Below are 25,885 nucleotides of genomic sequence, written 5' to 3' on the forward strand. Positions count from 1 at the left end.
CTGTCTCCTCACGCCCGCAGGTCGAGCAGGGTGGTGTACACGTCCCAGACGGCGAGGACGAGGGGCACGACGGCGAGGAGGATCGTCGTCTCCAGCATGTCGAGGCCGCGCGAGACGCGGGGGTTGAGGCGATAGCGGCCCGCGAAGAGCCCGACGCACCCGGCGATCAGCGCGATCAGCAGCGTGAGGGGGAAGATGACGCCCAGCAGCGGCAGTTGCTCGCCGAGCCGGTCGGTGACGGTGAAGGCGGCGACGCCGACCGACGCGATCAGCGCGGTGAACAGCGGCACGGCGGTCTGGCCGCGCTCCTTGAACAGCCGGGAGCGCAGCAGCGTCAGGACGAGCAGCGTGCCCGCCAGGACGCGGGCCCACAGGTCGCCGGCGCCGAAGAGGACGAGAAGACCGCCGCCCGCGACGAGATGGCTGCCGACGAGCATGCCGGTGAGCAGCTGCCTGGCCCGCTCGACGCGGGCCGTGAGCCGGTCGTGTTCGAGCTGGCTGGGCAGGGCTTCGAGGTCCTCGACGGTGGCGGCGACGTGGGGCGCGGGGATGCGGGCGAGGCGCAGCGCGACCGTGGGCCACAGGGTGGTGAGCGCGAGGGCGAGGGGCGCGGCGACGGAGGCGGCGCGTACGGCGGAGACGTCCCAGACGGCGCACTGGAGCGCGCCCACGGCGGCCAGCGGTCCCGCGACGACGAGGGCGGCGAACGTGCCGTCCCCGCCGCCGACGAGCACGGGCCCGACCGCGCCGACGACGGCCAGGACGGCGCAGGCGAGGAGGAGATGGCCCGCCGTGAACCCGGCGACGGTGCCCTCCTCGGTGCCGAGGAGCCGTACGGCGCCGAGCATCGCGGCGGGGGCGGCGAGCACTCCGGCCCAGGTGCCCGAGCGGATGTCGCCGAAGGCGCGGGACATCAGCGCGCCGAGGGCGAGGGTGAACAGGGCGGTGGCCAGGGCGAGCCAGCCGGGCAGGCGGCCGGGTGCGGCGGCGAGGGCGGCGCAGGTGGCGAGGAGGGCGACGGTGGCGAGGGCGCCCGCCGTGCCGCGGGTGGCGGCGGTGGCCCAGGAGCCGCGGACGCCGTGTTCGCCGATGATCTCGACGACGTCGTCGTACAGCGGCGGGGTCGTGTCGTCGTCGCCGTGGGTGAGGAAGAGGAGGTCGCCCTCGGTGACGCCCTGGGCGGCGAGGGAGGCGGCGGGGTCGAGGCGGGTGCCGTCGGTGCGGCGCAGGAGCCAGCCGCCGTGCCGGACGCCGCCGTCGGCGCCGGGGTCCTCCCCGGCGTGGCCGAGGAGGGCGGGCAGGAGCCTGGCCAGCGGGACGGCGGCGGGGACGGCGAGGTCGGCGCGGCTGCGGGGGCCTGCCAGGCCGATGCGGACGAAGTCGGCGCCGCTGGGCGCCGTCGGCTGCTGGGTGGTCGGGGCGCTCATGGGCGGGTCCTGGGGGTGGTCTGGGCGGCGGTTTTCCGGGCGGCGGCCGGTTCGGCGCTGCCGAGGGGCGAGTCGGTGCGCACGAGTTGGACGGGGACGTTCCCGAGGCGGCGGTGGAGCAGCAGGCCGCGGCCCTTCTTGCGCTGGGCCGGCTTGACGCCCCACATCGCCATCTCGTCCTTGGGGAAGCTCATCAGGACGGCCGGGGTGTTCAGTTCCTTCATGCGGCTGATCAGCGGGTCGCCGACGCTGCGCGCGGCGCCGCCCGCCTGGCGGGTGAGGTAGATGTGGAAGCCCATGCCGCGGGCCTGGGGGAGGTAGTCCAGCAGGTACCGCAGCGGGTTGCCCGCGGAGGTGGCGACCAGGTCGTAGTCGTCCACGAGGACGAAGATCTCGGGGCCGCTCCACCAGGAGCGGTCACGGAGCTGCTCGGGGGTGACCTCGCTCGTCGGGACGCGTTTCTTCAGCCCCTCGGCGAGCCCGGAGATGATCTCCATGGAGCGTTTGTGCTCGGTCGCGTAGCCGAGGAGGCTCGGGCCGTCGAACTCGCGGAGCATCGTCATGCGCGGGTCGAGGATGATGATCTTGGCGCGCTCCGGCGGGTGGGCCTCGATGATCTGCCGGGCGATCGAGCGCAGCAGCGACGTCTTGCCGCTCTCCGTGTCGCCGATGGCGATCAGCCCGGCCTCTTCGCCCGGCGTGAAGACGACGGGTTCCAGGCGGTTGCCCTCGATGCCGATCGTGACGCCCGAGGTGTCGGCGGCGGACGGCAGTTCGGCCAGGGACAGCGAGAGGGGCAGCAGCCGGACGCGGGGGGCGCGCGGCCCGGTCCAGGCGCCGTCGATGCGGTTGATGAGGTCGGTGACGCCCTCGGAGACGGCGGTGGCCGAGCGCACGCCGTCCACGCGAGGCACGGCGGACAGGAAGTGCAGCTTGTCGGGGGTGATGCCGCGGCCGGGGCGCCCGGCGGGGATCGTGCGCTGGACCTTGCGGTCCACCTCGGAGTCGAGGGCGTCGCCGAGGCGCAGCTCGACCTTCGTGCCGACGAGGTCGCGCATGCCCATGCGCATGTCGAGCCACCGGTTGCCGGTGATGACGAGGTGGATGCCGTAGGTGAGCATGCGGCCCGCGACGTTCATCAGGAGCGCTTCCAGCTCCGGGTAGCTCTGCCGCAGCACGGCCCAGCCGTCCACGACGAGGAAGAGGTCGCCGAACGGGTCGTCCGTGACGCGTCCCGAGGCGCGGGCGGCGCGGTAGTCGGCCATGGAGTCCACGCCGATCTCACGGAACCGCGTCTCGCGGGTCTCCATGACGTGCATGACCTCGGCGACGGTGCGGTTGACGACCTCGGCGTCGAGGCGGCTCGCGACGCCGCCGACGTGCGGCAGCCGGGCGAAGGGGAAGAGCGTGCCGGAGAAGTCGAGGCAGTAGAACTGCACCTCGGTCGGGGTGTGGCGCAGGGCGAGCGAGGCGATGAGGCTGCGGACGACGGTGGACTTGCCGCTGTGCGGTCCGCCGACGACGGCGACGTGGCCGCCCGCCCCCGTGAGGTCCAGCTCCAGCGGATCGCGCCGCTGGTGGTAGGGCTTGTCCACGATGCCGATGACGGGGGTGAGTTCCTTCATGGCGGGCGAGGCGCTGTAGCCGCGGCCGGGGCGTTCGCGCAGGTCGGTGTGGAGCGCGTCCAGGGGTTCGGGCGCTTCGAGCGGCGGCAGCCACACCTGGTGGGCCTGGGCGCCCTGGCCGGTCATCTGCTCGACCATGACGCTGAGGACGGTGGTGCCGAGTTCCTCGGAGTCCGAGAAGTCGTCCGGCTCCGGCTCGGGTTCGGGCTCGGAGGGCAGCTGCTCGGCGGGGACGGCGACGTAACGGGCCGGGAAGGGCCGCACGTTCATGGCGCCGCCCAGGGCGGCTCCCGCGCTGTCCTCGCCGGTGCGGTACGGGCCGGAGACGTAGGCGGCGCGGAAGCGCTTGAGCGTGGTGGTGTCGGTGCGCAGGTAGCCGTGGCCGGGGGCGCTCGGCAGGTGGTTGGCGTCGGGGACGCCGATGGCGGTGCGGCTCTCCGACTCGGAGAACGTGCGCAGGCCAACGCGGTAGGACAGGTGCGCCTCCAGGCCGCGCAGCTTGCCCTCGTCCAGGCGCTGCGAGGCGAGCAGCAGGTGCAGGCCGAGGGAGCGGCCGAGGCGGCCTATCTGGACGAAGAGGTCCGCGAAGTCGGGCTTCTGCGCGAGCAATTCGGAGAACTCGTCCACGACGATGAAGAGGCTGGGCAGCGGCGGCAGGCTGGCGCCGCGCTGGCGGGCGCGCTCGTAGTCGCGGACGGAGACGAGGTTCCCCGCGTCGCGCAGGACCTCCTGGCGGCGGTTCATCTCGCCGGACAGGGCCTCCCGCATGCGGTCCACGAGCGTGAGGTCGTCCTCCAGGTTGGTGATGACGGCCGCGACGTGCGGCAGGTCCGACATCCCGGCGAACGTGGCGCCGCCCTTGAAGTCCACCAGCACGAGGTTGAGCTGGTCGCTTGAGTGGGTGACGGCCATGCCGAGGACGAGGGTGCGCAGCAGCTCGGACTTGCCCGAGCCGGTGGCGCCGACGAGCAGGCCGTGCGGGCCCATGCCGTTCTGCGCCGACTCCTTGATGTCGAGTTCGAGGAGGTTGCCCTCGCCCGAGACGCCGATGGGGACCTGGAGGCGGTCGCGCATCGGCCGGGGCCGCCACAGGGCCTCCAGGTCGAGGTGGCCGGGGTCCTGGATGTTGAGCAGCGCGGGGAGGGTGTTGACGGCGGTGGTCAGGTCCTCGCTCTCGCCGACCGGCACGGCGGCGTCCGCGCGGAAGCGGGCGAGCTGTCCGGCGAGGGCGTCGGCCTCCGCGACGGACAGGGCGTCGGCCGTGCCGAGGCTGTCGGTCGTCTCGGCGGCGCGGACGGTCAGGGCGCCCTCGGCGGTGACTTCGAGCCGTACGCCGTGGCTCTCGGTGAGTGCGGCGGCCCGCCCGTCCACGTCGAGGACGGTGACGCCCTGGAGGCCGCCGGGGTCGAGCAGCGCCTCGCCGCCGGTGACGAGGCCGCCGTCGAGGACGACGAGGAGCTGCGGCAGGTCGGGGTCGGGCTCGGCGTGGCGGTTGAAGCGGGTGCGGCGGGTCAGCTCCGCGCCCAGCCAGTCCTCCAGGACGGCGAGGCTGGCGTGCATCATCCGCACCGGGCCGACGTGGTCCATCTCCTCGGGATGGTGCGTGTGCGGCAGCCACTTGAGCCAGCCCCAGCGCGGCCCCTCGATGTCGGTGGTGCAGACGACGACCCGCAGGTCGCGCGGCGAGTGGAAGGCGACGGCCTGCGCCAGCACGGCGCGGAACAGGGCGCGCGCCGCGTCCGGGTCGTCGCCCGTGCCCGTCACCGACATCGCGGCGAAGCGGCGCAGCGCCACCTGGACCGGCAGGTCGGGCACGACGGAGTACGCCTCGATGAAGCGTTTCAGCGCGACGGCGCTCAGCGGGTCGAGGTCCTCGACGGGCGCCGAATCGCCGGGCACCAGGGGTGTCGCGAGGTAGCGGGGGCCGGTGCCGACGCGGACGACGCCGAAGTCCTTGTCGGTGCTGCGGCGTTCCCACAGGCGGCGGCTCGCGGCGACGGCCCACAGGGCGCCGGGCGGCGGGGAGTTCCACTGGAGCGCCTGGCGCTGGGCGGCGGCGGTGCGGCGGACCTCGGCGCGCGTGCGCTCCAGGTAGCGCAGGTACTCACGGCGTTCGTGCCGCGCCTGGGTCTTGGCGGTGCCGCGCTGGCGGATGACGGAGCCGACGACCATGGCCAGGCAGGACACCAGGAACATGCTGCCGACGATGTAGCCGATCGGGCCGCGTCCCATCGTCAGCATGTAGAGGACGGAGCCGAGGCCGCTGAGCGCGGGCAGCGCCGTCATCCAGATGTTGGCGTCCTCGGGCTGCGGCAGTTCCGGAGGGGCCTTGAGGACAAGGTCCTTCTCCGGCACCGTCGGCCCCTGCGCGCGGGCGGGGCGCCGGAAGACGGTGGTCGGCGTCGTCACAGTCATACGGTCCTGGCTCTCTGGCTGGTGCAGCTACGGAGTACGGCGGCTGTAGACCTCGCCCCGGTAGGCGTCTCGCATCGCGTCCCGGTAGGAGTCGTACTCGTGCTCGATCCGTTCTACGGAGCGGAGCATGTCCGTCTCGTTCAGGTTGTCGTCGGTCGGGTCGGTCAGGGTGGCGTCCCCCAGGCCGCGGTGGTCGGCGTGCACGGCGGCCTCGGCGATGAGGCGCCTGGGTATGGTGTCACCGTTGCGGAACGCCTCGTTCTCCGCCTGCCAGTCGAGGGACGGGCTGGTGTCCGGCATCAGGTAGCGGATGCCGGTGCCGAGGCCGTAGGTGGCGACCACCACGCCGATCTTGCCGGGGAGCGGCGGCGTCGCGTCCTTGATGATCGTACCGGCGGCGGCGATGCCCGCCACCAGCGACGACTGGTTGCGCGCGCTCGCCGCGGTGGGGATGTCCCGGTCGAGTTCGGCGCGGTGGAGGGTGCCCTCGACGCGGCCGATCGCGGCGAACGCGTCGTCCTGGCCACGGCCGCTGGTGCCGTCGCGGACGAACGCGTTGTAGGCCGTGGTCTCCTGCCAGGCCGCGACTCCGGCGTTGAACTGTTCGTTGACGTCCTTCTCCGTGCCGCCGAGCAGTGTGAACAGCTTCATGCGGTCGTCGTGCGAGAGGTCGAACGAGTAGCGGTAGTCGTTGCCGAGCAGGTCGGGATCGGTGACGTCGCCGGGGGACGCGCCCGCGGCGAACGCGCTCTCCGGCGACTCGGGCTTGGACAGCTGGTCCATGTAGCGCACCGCGAGGTCGGACAGCGAGGTCTGGAGCGCCGTGTGGTCGGCGGGGTGGTCGTTCGCCGTGCCGAGGATCTCGGCGGAGCGGTCGGGCGCGTCCGTGAACAGGTGGTACGCGGCCTCGACGTACGCGCCCGCGGCGTTGTCGTGGTGGTCGAGGCCGGGCGGGATGGTGGTGCCGCTGGTGATCAGGTCGGCGGCGCCCTCGCTGTCCTGCCAGGTGATGCCGAGCAGCCCGGAGCGGAACGTGTCGTCGTTCAGGAGGTCGGCGGACAGCCCGGTGTTGAGGGACGCGACGTGCAGCAGGTCGCTGCTCACCGTGTTGGGCACGCCGTCCACGACGCCCAGCAGGTACTGCACGTTGGTGCGCTGCCCGAGGTCCACGGCGGCCTCGGCGAGGACGCGGCCGAACTCGTCGCCCGGCGGGACGGTCGCCGTGCCCATGAGGTCGCCGAAGTCGTTGAAGCGGCGCAGCTCGTCGTCGAAACCGACGGGCAGGGAGGGGTCGAACAGGATGCTGTCCTCATGGTCGAGGACGAACGGCCGCAGCGCCTCGGGGATCGCGCCGGGCTCCCGCTCGGGGTCGTGCCCGCCGACGCGCCAGTCGAGCATCATGGTCAGCCCGTTCGCGACACGCTGGGCGGCGGCGTGGCCGCCGGTGGGCGGATCGGCGTCCTCGCCCTCACCGGCCAGCCTGCCGAGCGCGACCAGGGCGTCCGCGTCCAGGCGGCCGTAGAAGGCGTCGAGGTAGGCGAGTTCCGCGTCGGTGAGCGGGCGTGTGGAGCCGGGCGGGTCGCCGTGGACACCGAGCCTGATCGATTCGAGGGTCTCCGTCCAGCGGCGCAGGGCCTCGTGGTCCGGGGGCTCCTCGCGGAGTTCCTCGGCGAGCCGGTCGGCGGCCCAGACGGCCTGGTCCTCGCTGGTGAACAGGCCGAGCGGCCCGTCGGACAGGTCGTAGCCGAGGTCGCCCAGCTCCGCGCCGTAGTCGGCGAGCCTGCCGCGGTAGGCGGTGACGGCGTCGGTGATGTCGGCGTCGGTGGCGCGGGCGCTGTCGGCGCAGTCGTCGAGGTGCCGCCGCCTGATGCCCGCGGCGAGGCTGTCGGGGAGCTGGTAGACCGTCTCCAGCGCGGACCTGTGGGTCGGCGGGACGTCGAGCGTGGTGCCCCGGTACGTCACCTGGACGGTGTCGATGCGGCCCCTGGTGAGCGACGGGGGCAGGGGGCTCTCGACGGCCGTGCGCAGCGCGCCCTGCCAGCCCTCCCACTCGTTGACGGCCGCGCTGATGTGGCGCGAGCGCGCCTCCTCCAGGCCGCCGTCGCCGAGGATCAGGTTCGTGACCTCCTCCTCGGCGGTGATCGCCTCGTTCATGGCACGCACGACGTAGCCGACGACGCGGTCCATGTCCTGGCCGTTGCCCTGGAGTCCGCGTGCCGTCGCGTCGATGCGGCCGTCCTCGTCCACGAGCGGGGCGCCGTCGAGCGTGCCCGCGTCCGCCGCCACCTCGGTGGCGTGCCGCGCCAGTTCACCGGCGCCGTCGGCCTCACCGGCGGCACGGGCGTAGACGAGGGCGGTGTCCGCCATCTCGCCCGGCCTGATCTCGGCGGAGAAATCCCGCTGCCGGGTCCACGGCTTCTTCCCTGCCACGTCCTCGACCTCGTCGCTGCTGAAGGAGAAGTCCGGCATCTCCGCCACCCCCATGAGGCCCTGTCGCCCCGATCGTCCGCGCGGTCCTGTGCGCGAATGATCTTGGGAGGGCCGGATGTGGCGTTTCCGGACGGGAAGTTAACTCGGCCTGAAGGGAACAGGAAGGTTGCCGTGGGTATCCGGGGACGACGGAAACCGGGGGTTCACCTGTGCTTACGTGAGGCCGGGCACCGCCCCGGCGGGGAACCGGAGGTCCCCGCCGGGCGCGGCGTCAGATGGCGTCGGCGACGGACGAGTCGGCGCTGACCGTGTTGATGACGACGCCGTTGATCGTGGCGTTGGTGTCGATCTCCAGCTCGTCGCCCTCGTCGGCGACGGTGAAGTCGGCCCCGGCCATGTTCTCCCGGCCCTCCGCCGCCATGCCGACGCCCCGGATGTGCTTCTCCCGGGTGGCGATCACCGCGGCGGGGAACTCGGTCGCCCCCGCGTAGCTCCCGGGGTTGACCTCCGCCATGCGGAGGTAACGCCCGCTGCTCTCCGCCGCGTCCGAGCTGTCCAGGCTGCCCCGGCCCGCGTCCCGGTAGCCCTCCGACTCGTAACCCAGGCTGCTGAAGTTCACTGCTGTCTCCTCGTGCTATTCACCGAGCACTCCCTTGGTGGCGGCCCTGTCGGTGGCCCAGACCGCCGGGTCCTCGGTCAGCTCGGTGGGATTGCGGTCACGGGCCTTGTCGTCCCGGTCCCGCTGGTTACCGGTGTGCGCGCCCGCGGGCGGCGCCGCGGCACCGGCCCCTCGTGCGCCCGCACCGGCGGCCCCCGAGGGGCCCGCCGCTCCGGCCCGTGCCGTCGCGGTCCCGGAGGCGCCCGGCGCACCGGACGTCCCCGGCCGTACGGACGCCTGGGCCCCCGCCGCCGCCGCGCCACCGGGCCGCCCCGACAGGCGACCGCCCGCCGTGACGTCCCGGACGCCGCTGCGCCACGTCCCTGCCGACTCCCGCAGGGCGGTGGCCCGCCCGGCGCCGAGTCGGCCACGCGTACGGCCGCCCTGTCCGCCGCCGTGCGCCGCCGCCCCCGGCGGCATCATCCCGCCACGGGCGGCGCCCGCTGCGGCCCCGCCCGGCACGCCTCCGGCCCGGCCGGGGAAGGCCGTGCCGCCCCCGCCACGCGCCTGGGTGAAGCCGCCGGCGCCGCTCCTGCCGGCCGCCGGGCGCTGCCCGAACCGGCCCGCCGTGGACGCGCCTGGCGGTGGGAGGTACGGGCGCCCGCCCTGGGCCGCCTGGTGGATGCCGAGGGAGTTGGCGACCCGGGCCTGCCGTCCCATGTTCTGGAGGGCCTGCTGGGTCATCTGCTGGCGGGCGGGCCCGGCGTTGGCGATGCTCGGCGGCACCGCTCCCCCGTACCAGCCGCCGATGTTGCCCCCGCCGGCGCCCCCGACGAGGCCGGGGACGAGCGCGGCGCCGCCGCCGACGAGCCCGGGGATGACCCCCGCGCCGCCCGCGACCGCGCCTGGACCGTTGCCCAGGCCCGAGTAGCGGCCCGAGTAGTCGGTCTCGGCGCCCCAGCCCTCGCCCGTGTTCGGGTCGATCCACTGGCCGGTGGAGGGGTCGAACTCCCGGCCCGTCGCCGGATCGACGAGGTGGCCGGTGCTCGGGCTCTGCACCCACCCGGCGAAGTCGCCCCCTTCCGGGCCGACGACGCTGGAGCCGGGGTAGTCGCCCTCCCCGACCGACGCGCCGTTGGGGGCCACGTACCCCGCCCGGCGCGCGCCGCCGCCACCACCGCCGGACACGGACGCCACGCTGCGGCCCCCGCCGCCACGGTTCGCCGCGTAGGCCGCCGCGGCGCCCACCGCGCCACCGCCGCCGAACGCGGCCGAGTTCTGCACGCCCCCGTCGCCCGAGCCGCCCTCGGGCGCGGGCGGCGGTTCCTCGCCGATGACACGGCTGAACTCGTCGCTGAGGCCGTCGAGCACGACCAGTGCCTGGTTCTTCAGTTCCGTCTTCTGCGTCGTGGCGACCTCGCTGGCACGGATGACCCCCATGCCGACGTCGATCACCCGGATGCGCTCCTCAAGCCGCTGCTCGACCTCGAAGAACTGGTCGTCGAGCTCGATGGCCTTCTCCGCCGCGCGCGCGGAGTGGTCCGCCGCCTGCTGGAGCTGGTCGGCGATGCGGACCGCCGCCTGGCCCGCGCCCTCGGCCCAGCCGCTCGCCGCGGAGATGCGGTCGGAGAGTTCGAGCAGCCCGACGCCCTCCTCGGCCGCGGTCGCCCGCGCCGTACCGGCGAGCGCGCTGCCCTCCGCACCGGCCGCCGCCGCGAGCGCGCGCCACGCACCGGCCGCCGCCTGCATGTGCATGTAGCGGGCGCTCAGGATTCTGTTGATCGCGTCGTCGAACGCCGCGTCAGGCGATGCCATGTCAGCCTGCCCCCCAGTACACGCCGCCCGGCGGGAAGTACTCCGTGGTGGGCGGCAGATCCTCCAGCACGGAGGGGTGTTCCGCCTCCATGCTCCAGTCGAACTCGGTGATGTCGCGGATATCGACCTTCGACAGCATCACCCGCGCGTCCTCGTCCGTGTCGAGCCCGATGCCCGCGGCGGTGGCGGCGCTGGTCCTGATGTCCTCCACCGTGACGCCGGCCCGCTCCAGCTCACGGAGCATGGAGAGGGCCGCCGCCTCCAGTGCCGCCGACGCGCGGGCGGCGTTCGGCACGTCGCCGAACATCTCCCGGGCCGAGGCGATCTGGGCGAAGCTCTGCTTCATGGACGCGAGACCATCGCGTCTGCCCGCGCCGTCCTCGGCGCCGTTGAGGCCGCCGATGTTCATCGTGACCATGGTCAGCGCTTCCCTTCGTGGGTGTCAGGCCCCGCCGCCGGCGACGCGCGCCATCCGCTCGGCCCGCTCACCGGCCATGGTCGCGACCCGGTTCATGCCGGTGTGCATGTTGCCGACGCTCTCGTCGTGCACGCCGACCTTCTGGCGGAACTCGGCGTCACGGATGGCGAGACGCGCGCTGACCTGCTCCTGCACCGCCTCGTTGGCGGCGATGGACTGGATGCCGTTGCGGACCTCGTTCCAGATGCGCTCGACCTCCTCCCGCTGCGCCGTCGTCTGGGAGGAGATGTCCTGGAAGCCGGAGGCGATGAACTCGATGGCCACGGTGGTGCCTTTCTCTTGAGCGAGGTCGGTCCGTGCCGGACGGCACGGACCGCGGTCCCGGGGTTCAGATGCCGCCGGCGATCGCGCCGTCGGGGGTGATGGTCTGGATGGAGACGCCGTTCACGACGCCCTGGGCGTCGATGTCCAGTTCCTCGGCCTCGGTGATCACGATGCCGAAGTCCGTCTCCAGCGTCTCCAGGATCTCGGAGAGCACCTGGCCCGACTTGCCGAGCGCCGAGTAGTTCTCCTGGGCCTGGGCGGTGCCCGCGCCGCGGATGGCGGTGTGGACGGTGTCACTCAGCCCGCCGAGCCTGGTGGACGTGGTGGCCATGTCCTGGTACGCCTCAAGGAGGATGCTCCGGACCGCCGCCGCCTGGTCCCCGTCGAGCTTGACCTTGTCGAAATCCATGTCTGCGTCTCACGCTCCCACTCGACTGACGGCGACGGCCCCTTGGACATACGCCGCCGTATGTTGGGTCATATGATTCACCACTTCTGCGGTCGGCGCATCGACCGGTGTGTATCAGTTCGGTAAGAAACCCGGGAACGGAACGTCGGAACAGCCCGAAACGGACTTACACCGGCGAGTACTTCTCCTCGATGCGGACGCGAAGATGGCTGTTCTCCCGCATGTTGAGGTTCTCCAGGATCGCCCGCGCCTGCATCTCCTGCACATGGGCGGCGCTCTCGCGTCCCAGACCGCGCAGCGCGGTCGCGAGCCAGGTGCGCTGCATTGCGACCACGAACGGATCGAACGGTTGCTCCGCGGCATGGCTCAGTGACCGTCCGGCCCAGCGCGCGGCCTCCTCGAATTCCCCGAGTTCCAGGTGGTATTCCGCCAGGACACCGGCCGCGATGGTCATTTCGTAGGGCAGCGAGAGCGACCTGTAGTTGTTCATCAACAGTCGGTACGCCTCGGCGTGGTGGCCCAGCAGGAGATGGCAGCGCCCGAGGTTGTTGACGACCTGGGGGCGCAGTTCCGGCAGCCCCGCGGCGTCCACCTCGGCGAGGGCGCGCTCGGCCTCATCGACGGCCTCGGTGAGCCGCCCGGCCGAGCCGAGGCACGGCACGAGGTTGGTCGTCACGGCGATGGCCTCGGCCCGTTCCCCGCACTCCCGGAAGAGGGTGGCGCTGCGCCGCAGCAGCTCGACGCCCTCAAGCCCCTCGCCGCGCTGCCCGGCCGCCTTGCCCAACTGTCCGTAGGCCACGGCCCGCGCGTAGGTGTCGTCACGCCGCGCGGCGACCCGCAGCACCAGGTCGCACAGCCGCCGCTGCGCCCGCCAGGCCAGCCGCATGCCGAAGTACGTCTCCAGCGCGGAGACCGCCTCCAGCGCGAAGTCGGACAGCGGCCGTCCGCCGAGGGCCTGCCCGTCGTCGTGCTCGGGGGCGGCCAGGGCGGCGGCGAGCGACAGGACGTCCTCCAGCGTCGCGTCCGCCCAGGGCAGCGACTCGTCCACGTGGGTGAAGAGCTGCCCGCTGGGGAACCGCCCGGCGCCGGCCCGGTAGCGGCGGCGGTAGCGGTCGGACAGGGCGAACGGCGAGTTGACGCGGTAGAGGGAGCCGAGGTACCAGCGCGCGAGTCCGGCGAGTCCTGCGGCGGTGCGCTCGGCGGGCAGCCGGGCGGCCTGCCGGACGGCGGCGGAGCGCACCAGGTCGTGCAGCGCGTAGATGCCGGGCCGGGGGCTGCTCGCGATCCGGGCGTCCGTGAGCCGGTCGAGCGCCTCGCGCGCCTCCCGGGCCGTGCAGCCGGTGAGGGCCGCGACCGAGCCGGGGCAGAACGTGCGGACGGCGGCGGCGCCGAGGAGGGGGAAGACGGTGGCGGCCAGCCGGTCCCGCGGGTCGCCGCCGCGGGCGAGCTGTTCGATGCTGACCATGAGGCCCGCCCGCAGGTCGTCGTCGTCCGCGGTGAGCGCGTCTCCGCGGCGGCGCTCGTCGCGCAGCAGGGAGGTCCAGTCGGCCACGCGCCAGTCGGGGCGGGTGGACATGCGCCCGGCGACGATGCGCAGCGCGAGGGGCAGGCAGCCGCACAGCGTGGCGAGTTCCGCCCACTCCTCCTCGGTGCCCCGCCCCGCGGGGACGCCCGCGGTGGCCTGCAGGAACGCGACGGCCTCGGCCGTCGCCAGGACGTCGAGATGCACGTGGTGGCCGCCGCGGAGGCCGGTGAGGGCGTTCCTGCTGGTGACGACGGCGGCGCAGCCCGCCTCCGTGGGCAGGAGCGGCGCGACCTGCGCGGAGTCCAGCGCGTTGTCCAGCAGCAGGAGCACGCGGCGGCCCGCGAACCATGCGCGGTAGTACGCCTCGGCGGCGGCCGGGTCGTGCGGGACGTCCTTGCCGGGCGCGCCCAGCGCGGCGAGGACGCGGCGGCGGGCCTCGGCGGTGTCGAGGGGCGGGTCGTGCGGGTCGGCGCTGCGCAGATCGACGTGGACGAGCCCGTCGGGGAAGTGCCAGGCGACCTCGCGGGCGGCACGGACGGCGAACGTCGAGGTGCCGACCCCGCCGGGGCCGTCCACCAGGCAGACGGCGGGGGCGTCCTGCGCGTCGGTCAACAGCCGACGTACGCGGGCCAGTTCGGCGGCACGGGCGACGAAGGTGGCGATGCCCGCCGGGAATCCGGCGGTCGCCGCGGCCCTGCGGTGCCCGGCGAGCCGCGCCTTCTCGCGCTGTTCGACGGCGGCGAGCCGCAGGCCGTGCAGCGCCGAGCGGTCGCGCTCGTGCGCGGCGCGGGCGGGCAGGCCGTCGAGCGGCGCGCCGCGCCACAGGTCGAGGGCGCGGTCCACGGCGGCGGTGGCGCGGTCGGGCTCCTCGGCGAGCAGGGCGCGGGCGTGCGCCAGGGCGTCGCGGAACCGGCCGATGTCGATCTCGACGGCCTCGGCGCGCAGCGCGTAGCCGCCCGGCACGGTGACGACGCGGCCCGGGGGCAACGCGCGCCGCAGCCGGGCGACATGGCCCCGGACGGCGGAGGCGGCGGCGCGCGGCGGGTCCCCGTCCCACAGCCGCTCCGCGAGTTCGCCGACGCTGACCGCGGTGCCTGGCCGCAGCGCCAGGGCGGCGAGAACGGTACGTGGCGCGGGTGCGGTCAGCGGCAGGGGAGCACCGTCGTCACCGAACACCTCGACCGGGCCGAGCAGCCGTACGTCCAAGGGAGACCCCTCACCGACGCGGGACACAGGACGGGACAGGACACGGGCGCGCCCCCACCCCGGGACCCGCGCACGCCGCACCCGCGCATCGTGCTCCCACTCTACTTCCGCGCGGGGCGAGCGGAAGCTGCGCGGGCGTGGGCCATGCCTTCGCTTTACCCGACAACTTCCCTGTGTCACAGGCTAGTTACCGGAAAAGTGCCGGGATGCCCACCCGCCGCGCGCAACCTTTCCCGCGGCTCGGCGCTCCGCGCGCGAACCGGCCGTTCCCCGGCATCGTCCCGGACATCGGCGATCACTCCCGCACGCCGGAACGATCAATCCCGGTCGGCGCGCTTGGGGCCCCGGCGCGGCGTGGCACGTACTCCCCAACGGCTCGATCCCGCGGGCGCACCGTGCCCGCACCGACGTGAAGGGACCGCCATGCGCGACGTCAGCCTTCCGGCCGCCACCCCCCACCGACAGACCTCCGCCCCGCGCCGCCGTCGGCGCGCGCTGTGGGCGCTGCTCGCCGTCACGGCCGCCGCCGGGGCGCTGCTGCCCGGCGCGTTCGCCACGTCCGGCACGACCGCCGACACCGCGGCCGAGCCGCCGACCACGCCGCTCGACACCCTGGGCGCGGTGTACACGCCCGAGGCGACCACGTTCCGCCTCTGGTCCCCCGACAGCGCGGACGTGACCGTGGAGACCGGCGGGCGGGTCCACGTCCTCTCCCCCGCCGAGCTGCCGGGCTACACCGACGTCCACGAGGTGGTGGTCGAGGGCGATCTGCACGACGAGCCCTACCAGTTCAGGGTGGCGGGCCGCGAAGTGCGCGACCCGTACGCCCAGATGGTGCGGCCGGGCAGCACGCAGGGGGTGGTCGTGAACGCGGCGGCCGTCGAGCCCACCGGCGGCTGGGCCCCCACCCCGCCGCAGGAGAACCCGGAGGACGCGGTCGTCTACGAGCTGAGCGTCCGCAACTACACGATCGACGCCAGTTCTGGCGTGTCCGAGGGCCTGCGCGGCACGTTCGGCGGCCTCACGGAGAGCGGCACGCGCCACGAGGGCGTGACGACGGGCATCGACCACCTGAAGGAGCTGGGCGTCACGCACGTCCAGCTCATGCCGTCCTACGACTTCGGCACGCCGGTGCCCAACTGGGGCTACGACCCGGTCAACTACAACGTGCCCGAGGAGCAGTACTCGCGCTTCACCGGCACCGAGGACCGTATCCGCGAGTTCAAGGACATGGTCAACGCCTTCCACCGGGCGGGCATCCGCGTGCTGATGGACGTCGTCTACAACCACACGTACAGCCAGGACGTGTTCGGCCCGATCACCCCCGCCTACTACACGCCCACCGACCTGTCGGGCACCGGCAACTCCCTCGACGACGGCAACCCCATGGTCAGCCGCATGATCCGCGACTCGCTGGAGCACTGGGTCAGGAACTACCACATCGACGGCTTCCGTCTCGACCTCCTCGGCGTCCACCACCACGCGTCCGCCGCGGCTTGGGGCGAGTACCTGCGCGCCACGTACCCGGACCGCGCGCTGCAACTGCACGGCGAGCCGTGGTGCGGCGGCTGCACCGACCCGCAGGAGGCGTCCAAGGTCCGCTACGGCACGGTCCCGACGCTGGCCGAGGCGGGCATCGGGGTCTTCAACGGCGCGTTCCGCGACGCCGTCAAGGGCGGCTCGCGCGACACCACGATGGGGTACATGGACGGCGGCGGCGACCCGGCCGCCGTCGCCCTCGGGCTGCGCGGCTCGCCCCTGGCCGTGCACAGCACGGACCCGCTGCCCGACCTGTGGGACCCGGCCTTCGCCCACGACCCGGCGCAGACCGTCAACTACGTGTCGGCGCACGACGACCTGAACCTCTGGGACAAGATCGTCTACTCGGGCGCCACCGGCGGCGAACAGGGCAGGGCGGGCCGCATCGACCGCTTCGCCACCGCCGTCGTCATGACGTCGCAGGGCGTCCCGTTCTTCCACGAGGGCGACGAGTTCCTGCACTCGAAGGTCGTGGACGGCGACTGGGAGACGGCCAAGAACTCCTACCGCGCCGGTGACGACGTCAACGCGCTCGACTGGTCGGAGAAGGTCGCGCACGCCGACACGTTCCGCTACTACCGCGACCTCGTCGCGCTGCGCCGCGCGACGCCCGCCCTGCGGCTGACGAGTTGGGAGGCCGTGCGCGACCGGATGACGACGCGGACGGACGGCGAGGTCGTGATCGCCGCCGTCAGCGCGGACCAGGACGCCCCGACGGCGTACGACACGGTCGTCGTCCTCAACCCGACCGACGCCGCCTACACCGTCTCGCTGCCCGCCGGGTCGTGGCGGACGGTGCTGGACGCGGACGGCGCGGCCGACCGCCCGGGCGAGCGCACCGCCACGAGCCTGTCCGTCACGGTCTTCTCGCGCGACGCCGAGCCGGAACAGGGCTTCACCGGGTCGGCGTTCTCCGTCGAGGCGCCGACGGTGTGGGGCGAGCACGTCGCCGTCGTCGGCGACCTGCCGCAGCTCGGCGCCTGGGACCCGGCGCGCGCCGTGCCGCTCGACCCGGGCGGCCATCCGCTGTGGCAGGCGGAGGTGGACCTGCCCGCCGGGACGCCGTTCGCGTACAAGTACGTGCGCACGACGGACGGGCGGCCCGGCGTCGTCTGGGAGAGCGGGCGGAACCGGACGGCGACCGTGCCGTCCGGGGGCAGGGCGCTGCTGAACGACGTCTGGCGCGGCTGACGCCGGGCCCGGCGGGCGTCGCGGCGTCAGGCGGCGGGCGTCAGCAGGCGCGCGGTGACGGTGGCGAGGCGGCGGCCCTGGTAGCGGGCCGCCGCCAGGACCTCGGGGCCGGGCGCGCCGTCGCTGCCCCGGTGGGAGGTGCCGTAGGGGTTGCCGCCCGCCGGGTAGACGATCTGGTCGGTGTACCCGGGCGAGACGATGATCGAGCCCCAGTGGTGGAAGGTGTTGTAGAGCGCGAGGAGGGTGGACTCGTTGCCGCCGTGCGCGTTGTGGGCGCTGGTGAAGGCGGTGGCGGGCTTGTCGGCCATGACGCCCTGCTGCCACAGGCCGCCCGCGGTGTCGATGAACTGCTTGAGCTGCGCGGCGACGTTGCCGAAGCGCGTGGGCGAACCGAAGGCGTACGCGTCGGCCCAGGTGAGGTCGTCCAGGGTCGCGACCTCCACGGTGTCGCGGACGGCCTCGACGTGCGCGCGCCAGGCGGGGTTGCCGTCGATGGCGGCGTCGGGTGCCAGCTCCTGCACGCGGCGCAGCCGCACCTCGGCGCCCGCCTCCTCGGCGCCCTCGGCGAGGGCGCGGGCGAGCTGGTGGACCGCTCCGGTGGACGAGTAGTGGATGACCGCGATCTTGGCGCTCACGCGAGTGCCCCTTTCCTTGCCGTACCGTGCGTGCCGGGTGGGACGCGGACATCCGGATCGCTATCCGGTTCCGCTCCGCCATCCGAGTAAAGCGGAGCGGAATCCGGTTCGCAAGGGTCTCCCGGGGTCGAATCGGATAGTTATCCGGTAGCCTCGGGCCATGGACCGCACGCACCGCGCGGAGCTTCCCGTCATGGGCCGACCCGCGCCCGAGCGCGCGGACGCCGCCCGCAACCGACGGAAGATCCTCGACGCGGCGGCCCGGCTGGTCGCCGAGCACGGCCCCCGGGCCGTGACGATGAACGCGGTCGCGCACGCGGCGGGCATGGGCGTCGGGACCGTCTACCGGCGCTTCGGCGACGTCGGCGCCCTGCTCTTCGCGCTGCTCGACGAGGAGGAGCGGCGTTTCCAGGAGGCGTTCCTCACCGGCCCGCCGCCGCTGGGCCCCGGCGCCCCGCCCGCCGACCGGCTGCGCGCCTTCCTCCACGCGCTCGCCGAGCGCGTGACCGGGCAGCTGAGCATCCTGCTCGTCGCCGAGTCCGCCTCGCCCCCCGCCCGCTACCGCAGCGGGGTGTACGTCACGACGCACACGCATGTCGCCCTGCTGCTGCGGGAGTTGCGGCCGGGCGCCGACGCGGACGTGCTCGCGCACCTGCTGCTGGCGCCCCTCGCGCCGAGCCTGCTGGAGCACCTGACGGCCACGGCGGACGCGTCCCGTGACCGGATCACCGCAGCCCTCGACGTCCTCCTCGACGGCGTCGCCCCCCGCCCGCACCCCGAGGAGTCCCCATGACGACCGCCCCCGAGGACGCCGGAGAAACGTTCTGGCGGCAGCGCAGGACGTGCTTCCTCACCACGCCGCGCCCTGACGGCACCCCGCACCTCGTGCCCGTCGGCCTCACCTACGACCCGGACACGCGCGTCGCCCGCGTCATCACGAGCGCGAGCAGCAAGAAGGTCCGCAACCTGCTCGCCGCCGGGCCGGGCGCGCGGGTCGCCGTCAGCCAGGCGGAAGGGCGCCTGTGGTGCACGCTCGAAGGCACCGCCGTCGTCCGCGACGACCCGGCGTCGGTGGCCGACGCGGAGCGGCGCTACGCCGAGCGCTACCGCGCCCCGCGGCCGAACCCGGAGCGCGTCGTCATCGAGATCACCGTCACCCGCGCGCTGGGCACGGCGAAGCCTCCCGGCTGGTGACGGCGCGGTGGCCCGTCCCCCCGTGGGCACGGACCACCGCGCTCGACTCCCCCGCTACCAGGACGACTTGGTGACTCCCGGCAGGAACCCGGCGTGCGCCTGCTGCCGCATCCGCACCCGGGAGAGGCCGAACGCCCGCAGATGGCCGCGCGGACGGCCGTCCACGGCGTCCCGGTTGCGCACCCGCGTCGCGCTCGCGTCGCGCGGCTGACGCCGCAACTCCCGCAGCGCCGCGCCGCGTTCCTCGTCGGTGGACCCCGGCGCGCGCAGGACCTCCTTCAGCTCCGCCCGGCGCGCGGCGTAGCGGGTGACGACGGCCTTGCGCCGCTCGTTCTTCGCGATCTTGCTCTTCTTCGCCATCAGACCTTCTCCCCCCTGGCGCGGATGCGCGCCACCGCGGCCTCGATGCCGATGCGGTCCACGGTCTTGATCGCCCCGGCGCTGAGCCGCAGCCGGACGTGACGGCCCTCGCTCGGCAGCCAGTAGCGCTTGCGCTGGACGTTCGGGTCGAAACGGCGGCGGGTGCGGACGTGCGAGTGGGAGATGGCGTTGCCGAAGAGCGGGCGCGCCCCGGTCAGCTGGCAGTGGGCGGACATCCGGGGTCACCTGCCCCTCGGCGCGCCGGGGCGCCTATCGTTAATGGAAATCATTGTCATAGAGTAGCGCCCATGGCTCGCAACGACGTCCGCCCGGTCATCAAGCTCCGCTCCACCGCCGGGACCGGATACACCTACGTGACCCGCAAGAACCGCCGCAACGACCCCGACCGCCTGACCCTGCGCAAGTACGACCCCGTCGTCAGGCGCCACGTCCCGTTCCGCGAAGAACGCTGAACCCCCGCTCCCGAGGACACCCATGAAGCACCGCACCGCACGCCACGGAACCCCGCGATGACGCCCGCCCGCCCCCTGCCGGTCGTCATCGTCGCCGGGCTCCACTCCGACGCCAGGAAGGCCGTCACGCGGCGGCTCCTCGCCACCGTGCCCGGCAGCGTCGCCCTCCACCACGACCTCACCGGCGCACCGGACGGCACGGTCCTGCGCACCGTGCGCGACGCGTCCGGCGAGCTGTCGCGCGGCGTCACCCCGCTCGTCAACGACTGCGCCTGCTGCGCGCTGCGCGAGGATCTGGTGCCCGAGTTGGAGCGGCTGGCCGACAGCGGCCTCGCCCGGCTGGCCGTCCTCGAACTGTGGGACTCGGTCGAACCCCGCGGCATGGCCGAGGTGATCGCCGCGCACGGCGGCGACGCGCTCACCCTCACGCAGGTGATGACGGCCGTGGACCCGGCCCTCGTCCTGCCCTGCCTCGCCAACGGCGACGACCTCGCCGAGGCGGGCCTCGCGGCGGCCGTCACCGACAACCGCACGGTGGGCGACACCTGGGCCCGGCAGTTGGAGTACGCGCCGGTGCTGGCCGTCGTCGAGGACGGCACGGCCGACGACACCGACCGCGCGCTCCTCACCCAACTGCACCCCACCGCACGGCAGGTGCCCGTCTCCTCCGGCGAACTGGCGGCGCTCGCCTTCGCCGGGTTCGACGTCGGCGCCGCCGCCGACGCGCAGGACGCCGCGTGCGCCCTGCTCCCGCAGCAGGCCGACGAGTCGGGCGTCGCCACCCTGGTGTGGCGCCGCCACCGGCCCTTCCACCCGGCGCGCCTGTACGAGGCGCTGGAGGACCTGTGCTGCGCCGCCGCGCGCAGCCGGGGCCGCTTCTGGCTCGCCGACCGGCCCGACACACTGCTCGCCTGGGACGCGGCGGGCGGCGCGCTGTGCGTCGAGAACGCGGGCCCCTGGCTGGCCTCGCTGCCCGACGCGGCCTGGGAGTGGGTGCCGCCGGTGCGCCGCGCGGCGGCGTCCCTCGACTGGCACCCGGAGCACGGGGACCGCTGCCAGCACCTGGTGTTCACCTCGCCGGGGCTCGACCGCGACGGGCTGACGCGCGTCCTCGAATCGTGCCTGCTCACCGACGCCGAACTGGCGGCGGGACCCGCCGCGTGGAAGCGCTACCCCGACGCCTTCGACGGCCTGCTCGACCCCGTCTCCTGACCCCCGACCGCTCCCCGATTCCCGACAGTTCGGAGCCCACCATGCCCCGCCGCACCGACCCGCGCCGCCAGCAGAAGCCGCGCCCCAACCCGCTGTACGCCGCCGGGATCACGTACATCGACTACAAGGACACCAACCTGCTGCGGAAGTTCATCTCCGACCGCGGCAAGATCCGCAGCCGCCGCGTCACCCACGTCACCGTGCAGCAGCAACGACAGCTCACCCGGGCGATCAAGAACGCCCGTGAGATGGCGCTGCTGCCCTACGCGGGCCGCTGACACCCCCACCCCCCACCCACCACGAAGGAGAGCACGATGGCCGTCCCCAAGCGGAAGACGTCCCGCAGCAACACCCGCCACCGCAGGGCCCAGTGGAAGGCGAGCACGCCGGAACTCGTCCCGATCACGGTGGACGGCGTACGCCACCTGGTGCCCCGGAGCCTGCTGCGGGCGTACCAGCGCGGGTACCTGCACCCGGGAGACTGACCGGCGCGCGGGAGAGCGGGCTCCCCGGGGCGGGCGGTGGACGCAGCCACGCACCACCCGCCCCTCGCAACTAATCTGGCCCCAAGTGTTCGTTGACACGGGGGGTAGTGCGGTGCGCGCGTCAGATTGGTCTCCGGTGGGGATGGATTCCGATCCGACGCCGGGGGACCCGGACGAGGTCCGTGAACTGGCGGACGCTTTGCAGACGTTCGCGGACGATGTGCACCTCGGCACAGGGCTCGTTGGGCGACGCACAGGACTGGGTCTCACGTGCCGGGGACGAGTCCGACCGGCTCCAGCGTGAGGGCGAACGCGACAACGCCCCGCCCCCGGACGAGGCCGAGGTCCGCGCCGCCACCCGCGACCGCCAAGCAGCCGATGCCGCCCGCGACGCCGCACAGGCCCGCGTCGATACCGCCCAGGACAGCCTTGACGCCGCCCGCGAACTCGCCCAGCAGGCACGGGAGATGCGTGAGGAGGCCGCACGCGAGGCGGCCAGGGACATCGACGAAGCCTCCGACGCCGGGATCCAGAACCGCAAATGGTGGCAGAAGGCCGTCCACTGGGTCACCGAAAACTGGGACACCATCGTTGACGTCTGCAAGGTGATCGTCGCCGTCCTCGGCGTCGTCGTGATGATCATCGGCGGACCCCTCGCCCTCATCGTCCTCGCCGCAGCCCTCGTCGTCCTCGCCGACACCCTCATCAAATACGCGCGCGGCGAAGCATCCCTCTGGGACGTCGCCTTCGCCGCCCTCGACTGCATCCCCGGCATGAAAGGCCTCACCACCCTCGCGCGTACGACCGGATGAGGAATCTCGTCCGCAGCCGCGGCACCGACCCGATCGACCTGGCCACGGGCACGATGTACCTGCCGCAGACCGACCTGGTGCTCCCCGGCACGCTGCCGCTGGTCTTCAACCGCCGCGCCGAGTCCGGTTACGGCGCCGGGTTCTGGTTCGGCCCGTCGTGGGCCTCCACGCTCGACCAGCGCCTCGAAGTGGACGAGGAGGGCGTCGTCCTCGTCACCGAGGACGGGATGCTGCTCACGTATCCCCACCAGGAGGTCGGCGCCGCCGCCCTGCCGTCGGCCGGTCCGTCCCTGGAACTGCGCCGCCTGGCCGACGGCACCCACACGGTCACCGATCCCGTCACCGGTCACACGCGCTGCTTCGCCAAACCGGGCAACAGCGGCGTCGCCCTCCTGACGCGGATCATCGACCGCAACGCCAACACCATCGACTTCACCTACGACGCCTACGGCGCTCCCACCGCCCTGCGCCACTCGGCGGGTTACCACCTCACCGTCACCACGGACGACGGCCGCGTCACCGCCCTCACGCTCGAGAACGGCGGCGGCACCGTCAAGCGCTACGGCTACACGGACGGCAGCCTCACCGAGATCATCGACTCGTCGGGTGCCGCCCTGCGTCTCACCTACGACGACCGGCACCGCATCACCTCGTGGACGGACACCAACGCCGGCACGTACGCCTACACCTACGACGACCGCGACCGCTGCACGTCGGGCCGTGGCGGAGCCGGGCACCTCACGCTGACCCTCGCCTACGACGGCCAGGACGCCGCCTGGCCGGGGCGACGCGTCACCACCGTGACCACCGCGGAAGGCCGGACGACCCGGTTCGTCGTCAACGACCACTGCGACGTCGTCGCCGAGATCGACCCGTTGGGGCACGTCACCCGGAGCGAGTTCGACGAGAGGCACCGCCTCACCGCCTGGACCGACGCGCTCGGCCACACCACACGCGTCACCCACCACGAGACGGGCCAGCCCCTCACGGTCACGCGCCCCGACGGCGAGACCATCCGCATGGCCTACGACGCCCTGGGCCAGCTGACCGAGGCGACCCTGCCGAACGGCGCCGTCTGGCAACACCGTTACGACGAGCACGGCAACCGCGTCGCCACGACCGACCCCCTCGGCGGCACCGTACGCCGGAGCTTCGACCGCCACGGGGCGCTCACGAGCACCAGCACGCCGCTCGGCGCGACGACGCGGCTCGTCTGCGATCCGGCGGGGCTCCCCGTGGAGGTGACCGATCCGCTGGGCGCGCGGCGGACACGGCGGTACGACGCGTTCGGCCGGGTCACGGCCGTCGAGGGCGACGGGGGCGGGCTTACGCGTCTGTGGTGGTCGGTCGAGGGCCGCCTGACACGCGTCGTGGGGCCGGACGGGGCCGAGCGCACCTGGGAGTACGACGGCGAGGGCAACTGCCGTCGTCTCACGGGCCCGGGCGGCGCCACGACCACCTTCGAGCACACCGATTTCGACCTGCTGGCGGCACGGACCGATCCCGACGGCTCCCGGTACACGTTCGAGCACGACGCCTCCCTCCGGCTGACGAAGGTCGTGGACGGCCAGGGCCGCGCCTGGGAGTACACCTACGACGCCGCAGGCCGACTCACGGCGGAGCGCGACTTCGACGGGCGGCGGACCGCGTACGCACGGGACGCCGCGGGACGGCTCGTCAGCCGGACGAACGCCGCCGGTCAGACCGTCTCCTACGTGCACGACAGCATGGGCCGGTTGATCGGCAAGGACACCGGCGACCGGCGGATCACGTTCGCGCACGACGGGAACGGCAACCTCGTCGGCGCCACCGGTCCCGACTGCGAGGTGCGGCGCACCCTGGACGCCGTGGGCCGGATCACTTCCGAGAGCATCAACGGCCGCGCCCTGCACACGAGGTACGACGAGGCGGGCCGCCGGAGCGGGCGCCTGACCCCGAGCGGTCTTGACACCGACTACGTCCATGACGCCGCCGGACGCCGCACCTCGTTCCACACCCACGGGCACGACATCGCCTCGACGTACGACCTCGCCGGACGCGAACTGACCCGCACCCTCGGGGAGTCGCTGCGCTTCACGCACGACTGGGACACCGCGGGGCGGCTGGTCGAACAGCTGGTGTCCGTCGGCGGACGCGAACTCGGGCGCCGCTCGTACGCGTACCGGCCGGACGGCGTGCTCGAAGCACTGTCGGAGCCCCGGACCGGCGAGACCGTCCTGGAGACCGACCGGGCAGGACGCGTCACCTCCCTGGGGGAGGAGCGGTACACCTACCGCTCCGGCAGCATGCAGAACTCGGCCCAGTGGTCGGGGCGTACGACGGACGGGCACGCGTACGACGGATATCGGCTGTCCGGCACGGGAGCCACGCACTACGAGTACGACGAGGCAGGTCGTGTCGTCGTGCGACGGAAAAAGCGTCTCTCGAGAAAACCGGACGTGTGGCGTTACCGGTGGGACGCCGAGGACCGGCTCGTGGAAGTCGTCACACCGGACGGGAAACGGTGGCACTACGCGTACGATCCGTTCGGCCGCAGGATATCCAAGCGCTTTCTGCCGTCGGACGGCGAATCCCCGGCAGAACAAACCCTTTTCACCTGGGATCGCAGCGTTCTTGTCGAACAGACCACCACCCGCGAGGATCTCGCTCATTCCATAACTCTGACCTGGGAATACGACGGGCGCATTCCCCTCTCCCAGACGGAGCGCCTCACCGACAGGACGACCCAGGAGGAAGTGGATTCCCGCTTCTTCGCCATCGTCACCGACCTCACCGGCTCGCCCCGTGAGTTGATCAGCGAGACGGGCGAGACGGGTTGGCGCGCCGACAGGACGTTGTGGGGCGTGACGTCGTGGGCACGCGGGAGCACGGCCCACACCCCCCTGCGTTTCCCTGGCCAGTACGCCGACCCGGAGTCCGGCCTGGCGTACAACTACCAGCGGCACTACGACGACGAGACCGCCCGCTACGTGTCGCCCGACCCCCTGGGCCTCGCCGCGGGCCCCGACCCCTACGCCTACGTCGGCAACCCGTTCCTCTGGACGGACCCCCTCGGGCTCAGCCCGTGCCCCAACAACGTCGCCCTCGGCCTGCGCAGCGAGGGATTGCGGGAATTCGCCGAAGCCCACGATTTCACCCATTACCTGGACGACATGGAGACATGGGAGAACCAGGTGTGGCAGGCGACCCGCAACGAAGACGTCCGGCTGCATGTCGCGCTGGACGGCTTCACGGGATCAACTCCCTCCGAGCGCTTCATGAATGCCTATCGCGAGGGAATGGGGGACAACTGGTTCGCCACAGAACGCGAGATGTACCATGTCGGAGAATCGGTCAGGAGAGAGTACCGGAGTTGGGACAGCATCACCTTCTACGAAGGCGGCAGCCCGGTCTCCCTCCCGGAACCCGCCACCTGGCCCCGCCCCGGAAGGACCTAGTGAACGAGATCGGCAGCTGGGACAGGACGTTCCAGCTCTGGCAGTATTCCGTGAGCCACTCGCTCCTGCTGCTGCGGAGTTTCCACCCGCAGAGGTACAGCACGCGGATCGACGTCGCCTTCGCCTCCGTCTCGGAGATGAAGGTGGCCGCCACGTACGAGCGCCTGACCGTCCAGGAGGCGGAGGGCCGCCTCGCGCACGACACGTTGGGCCGCGAACCGCTGGGCCACGAGACCGTGTACCTGCTGAACGGCGGCGCGGGATACGTGTGCGCGACCCGGTGCGCGTGGCACGAGGACGACGGGAACCACAAGACGCCGTCCAAGTTCGGCCCGCTGCGCGGGACGGCCTGAGC

The 25,885-nt window shown here is 73.2% G+C and carries 22 protein-coding genes; 10 read left to right on the forward strand and 12 right to left on the reverse strand.

Annotated features, from left to right (window positions below):
• Positions 1 to 8: 8 nt before the first annotated feature.
• From eccD to IF27_RS21270, 9 genes are all read right to left on the reverse strand, one after another.
• Positions 9 to 1,427 carry a type VII secretion integral membrane protein EccD gene (eccD, locus tag IF27_RS21230; protein WP_052851275.1) on the reverse strand — a complete coding sequence of 473 codons (1,419 nt, stop codon included), beginning with the start codon at positions 1,425 to 1,427 and terminating at the stop codon, positions 9 to 11.
• Positions 1,424 to 5,461: a type VII secretion protein EccCa gene (eccCa, locus tag IF27_RS21235; RefSeq protein ID WP_223291141.1), complete on the reverse strand. Its 4,038-nt coding sequence runs from the start codon at positions 5,459 to 5,461 to the stop codon at positions 1,424 to 1,426. The genes eccD and eccCa overlap by 4 nt, the downstream gene beginning before the upstream one ends.
• Positions 5,462 to 5,494: 33 nt before the next feature.
• Complete coding sequence (locus IF27_RS21240) at positions 5,495 to 7,936, reverse strand: TPR repeat domain-containing protein (protein WP_190233057.1); 2,442 nt, start codon at positions 7,934 to 7,936, stop codon at positions 5,495 to 5,497.
• A gap of 232 nt (positions 7,937 to 8,168) precedes the next feature.
• The gene (locus tag IF27_RS21245) at positions 8,169 to 8,516 is read right to left on the reverse strand and encodes a hypothetical protein (RefSeq protein ID WP_052851277.1); all 348 of its coding nucleotides are present in this window, start codon (positions 8,514 to 8,516) and stop codon (positions 8,169 to 8,171) included.
• Positions 8,517 to 8,531: 15 nt separating this feature from the next.
• On the reverse strand, positions 8,532 to 10,310 hold the full coding sequence (locus IF27_RS21250) for a hypothetical protein (protein ID WP_052851278.1): 1,779 nt from the start codon (positions 10,308 to 10,310) through the stop codon (positions 8,532 to 8,534).
• Between the two features lies 1 nt (position 10,311).
• Entirely contained in the window at positions 10,312 to 10,728 is a 417-nt protein-coding gene (locus IF27_RS21255; protein WP_052851279.1) for a hypothetical protein, read from the reverse strand.
• Between the two features lie 24 nt (positions 10,729 to 10,752).
• Positions 10,753 to 11,052, reverse strand: a complete 300-nt coding sequence (locus tag IF27_RS21260; RefSeq protein WP_052851280.1) for a hypothetical protein — start codon at positions 11,050 to 11,052, stop codon at positions 10,753 to 10,755.
• Positions 11,053 to 11,116: 64 nt separating this feature from the next.
• Complete coding sequence (locus IF27_RS21265; RefSeq protein WP_052851281.1) at positions 11,117 to 11,461, reverse strand: hypothetical protein; 345 nt, start codon at positions 11,459 to 11,461, stop codon at positions 11,117 to 11,119.
• Positions 11,462 to 11,627: 166 nt separating this feature from the next.
• The gene (locus IF27_RS21270) at positions 11,628 to 14,192 is read right to left on the reverse strand and encodes an AfsR/SARP family transcriptional regulator (RefSeq protein ID WP_052851282.1); all 2,565 of its coding nucleotides are present in this window, start codon (positions 14,190 to 14,192) and stop codon (positions 11,628 to 11,630) included.
• 423 nt (positions 14,193 to 14,615) lie between these two features.
• On the opposite strand from IF27_RS21270, the gene IF27_RS21275 reads away from it, so the two are divergent.
• A complete protein-coding gene (locus IF27_RS21275) occupies positions 14,616 to 16,922 on the forward strand; it encodes a carbohydrate-binding module family 20 domain-containing protein (RefSeq protein WP_052851283.1) in 2,307 nt (768 codons plus the stop codon).
• Positions 16,923 to 16,948: 26 nt separating this feature from the next.
• Here IF27_RS21275 and wrbA read toward each other — a convergent pair whose 3' ends face one another.
• The gene (gene wrbA, locus IF27_RS21280) at positions 16,949 to 17,557 is read right to left on the reverse strand and encodes an NAD(P)H:quinone oxidoreductase (RefSeq protein WP_052851284.1); all 609 of its coding nucleotides are present in this window, start codon (positions 17,555 to 17,557) and stop codon (positions 16,949 to 16,951) included.
• Positions 17,558 to 17,717: 160 nt separating this feature from the next.
• Here wrbA and IF27_RS21285 point away from each other — a divergent pair, with 160 nt between their 5' ends.
• A complete protein-coding gene (locus tag IF27_RS21285; protein ID WP_052851285.1) occupies positions 17,718 to 18,350 on the forward strand; it encodes a TetR/AcrR family transcriptional regulator in 633 nt (210 codons plus the stop codon).
• Complete coding sequence (locus IF27_RS21290; protein ID WP_052851286.1) at positions 18,347 to 18,751, forward strand: pyridoxamine 5'-phosphate oxidase family protein; 405 nt, start codon at positions 18,347 to 18,349, stop codon at positions 18,749 to 18,751. The genes IF27_RS21285 and IF27_RS21290 overlap by 4 nt, the downstream gene beginning before the upstream one ends.
• Positions 18,752 to 18,805: 54 nt before the next feature.
• Here IF27_RS21290 and rpsN read toward each other — a convergent pair whose 3' ends face one another.
• Together rpsN and rpmB are read right to left on the reverse strand one after the other, a co-directional pair.
• Positions 18,806 to 19,111: a 30S ribosomal protein S14 gene (gene rpsN / locus IF27_RS21295; RefSeq protein ID WP_052851287.1), complete on the reverse strand. Its 306-nt coding sequence runs from the start codon at positions 19,109 to 19,111 to the stop codon at positions 18,806 to 18,808.
• On the reverse strand, positions 19,111 to 19,347 hold the full coding sequence (gene rpmB, locus IF27_RS21300) for a 50S ribosomal protein L28 (protein ID WP_052851288.1): 237 nt from the start codon (positions 19,345 to 19,347) through the stop codon (positions 19,111 to 19,113). The genes rpsN and rpmB overlap by 1 nt, the downstream gene beginning before the upstream one ends.
• 72 nt (positions 19,348 to 19,419) lie before the next feature.
• Here rpmB and rpmG point away from each other — a divergent pair, with 72 nt between their 5' ends.
• The 7 genes from rpmG (at position 19,420) to IF27_RS21335 (ending at position 25,883) form a co-directional block, all read left to right on the forward strand.
• Entirely contained in the window at positions 19,420 to 19,584 is a 165-nt protein-coding gene (rpmG, locus tag IF27_RS21305) for a 50S ribosomal protein L33 (protein WP_052851289.1), read from the forward strand.
• A 57-nt stretch (positions 19,585 to 19,641) separates the two neighbouring features.
• The gene (locus IF27_RS21310; protein WP_052851290.1) at positions 19,642 to 20,796 is read left to right on the forward strand and encodes a CobW family GTP-binding protein; all 1,155 of its coding nucleotides are present in this window, start codon (positions 19,642 to 19,644) and stop codon (positions 20,794 to 20,796) included.
• Between the two features lie 41 nt (positions 20,797 to 20,837).
• The gene (rpsR, locus tag IF27_RS21315; protein WP_052851291.1) at positions 20,838 to 21,074 is read left to right on the forward strand and encodes a 30S ribosomal protein S18; all 237 of its coding nucleotides are present in this window, start codon (positions 20,838 to 20,840) and stop codon (positions 21,072 to 21,074) included.
• Between the two features lie 36 nt (positions 21,075 to 21,110).
• Positions 21,111 to 21,281 carry a 50S ribosomal protein L32 gene (gene rpmF, locus IF27_RS21320; protein WP_052851292.1) on the forward strand — a complete coding sequence of 57 codons (171 nt, stop codon included), beginning with the start codon at positions 21,111 to 21,113 and terminating at the stop codon, positions 21,279 to 21,281.
• 218 nt (positions 21,282 to 21,499) lie between these two features.
• Positions 21,500 to 22,093, forward strand: a complete 594-nt coding sequence (locus IF27_RS21325) for a hypothetical protein (protein ID WP_052851293.1) — start codon at positions 21,500 to 21,502, stop codon at positions 22,091 to 22,093.
• On the forward strand, positions 22,090 to 25,530 hold the full coding sequence (locus IF27_RS21330; RefSeq protein WP_052851294.1) for a DUF6531 domain-containing protein: 3,441 nt from the start codon (positions 22,090 to 22,092) through the stop codon (positions 25,528 to 25,530). The genes IF27_RS21325 and IF27_RS21330 overlap by 4 nt, the downstream gene beginning before the upstream one ends.
• Positions 25,530 to 25,883, forward strand: a complete 354-nt coding sequence (locus tag IF27_RS21335) for a hypothetical protein (protein ID WP_052851295.1) — start codon at positions 25,530 to 25,532, stop codon at positions 25,881 to 25,883. Before IF27_RS21330 ends, IF27_RS21335 begins: the two co-directional genes overlap by 1 nt.
• Positions 25,884 to 25,885 lie beyond the last annotated feature (2 nt).

It is taken from the genome of Streptomyces avicenniae, from assembly GCF_000719135.1.
GTDB lineage: Bacteria > Actinomycetota > Actinomycetes > Streptomycetales > Streptomycetaceae > Streptomyces > Streptomyces avicenniae.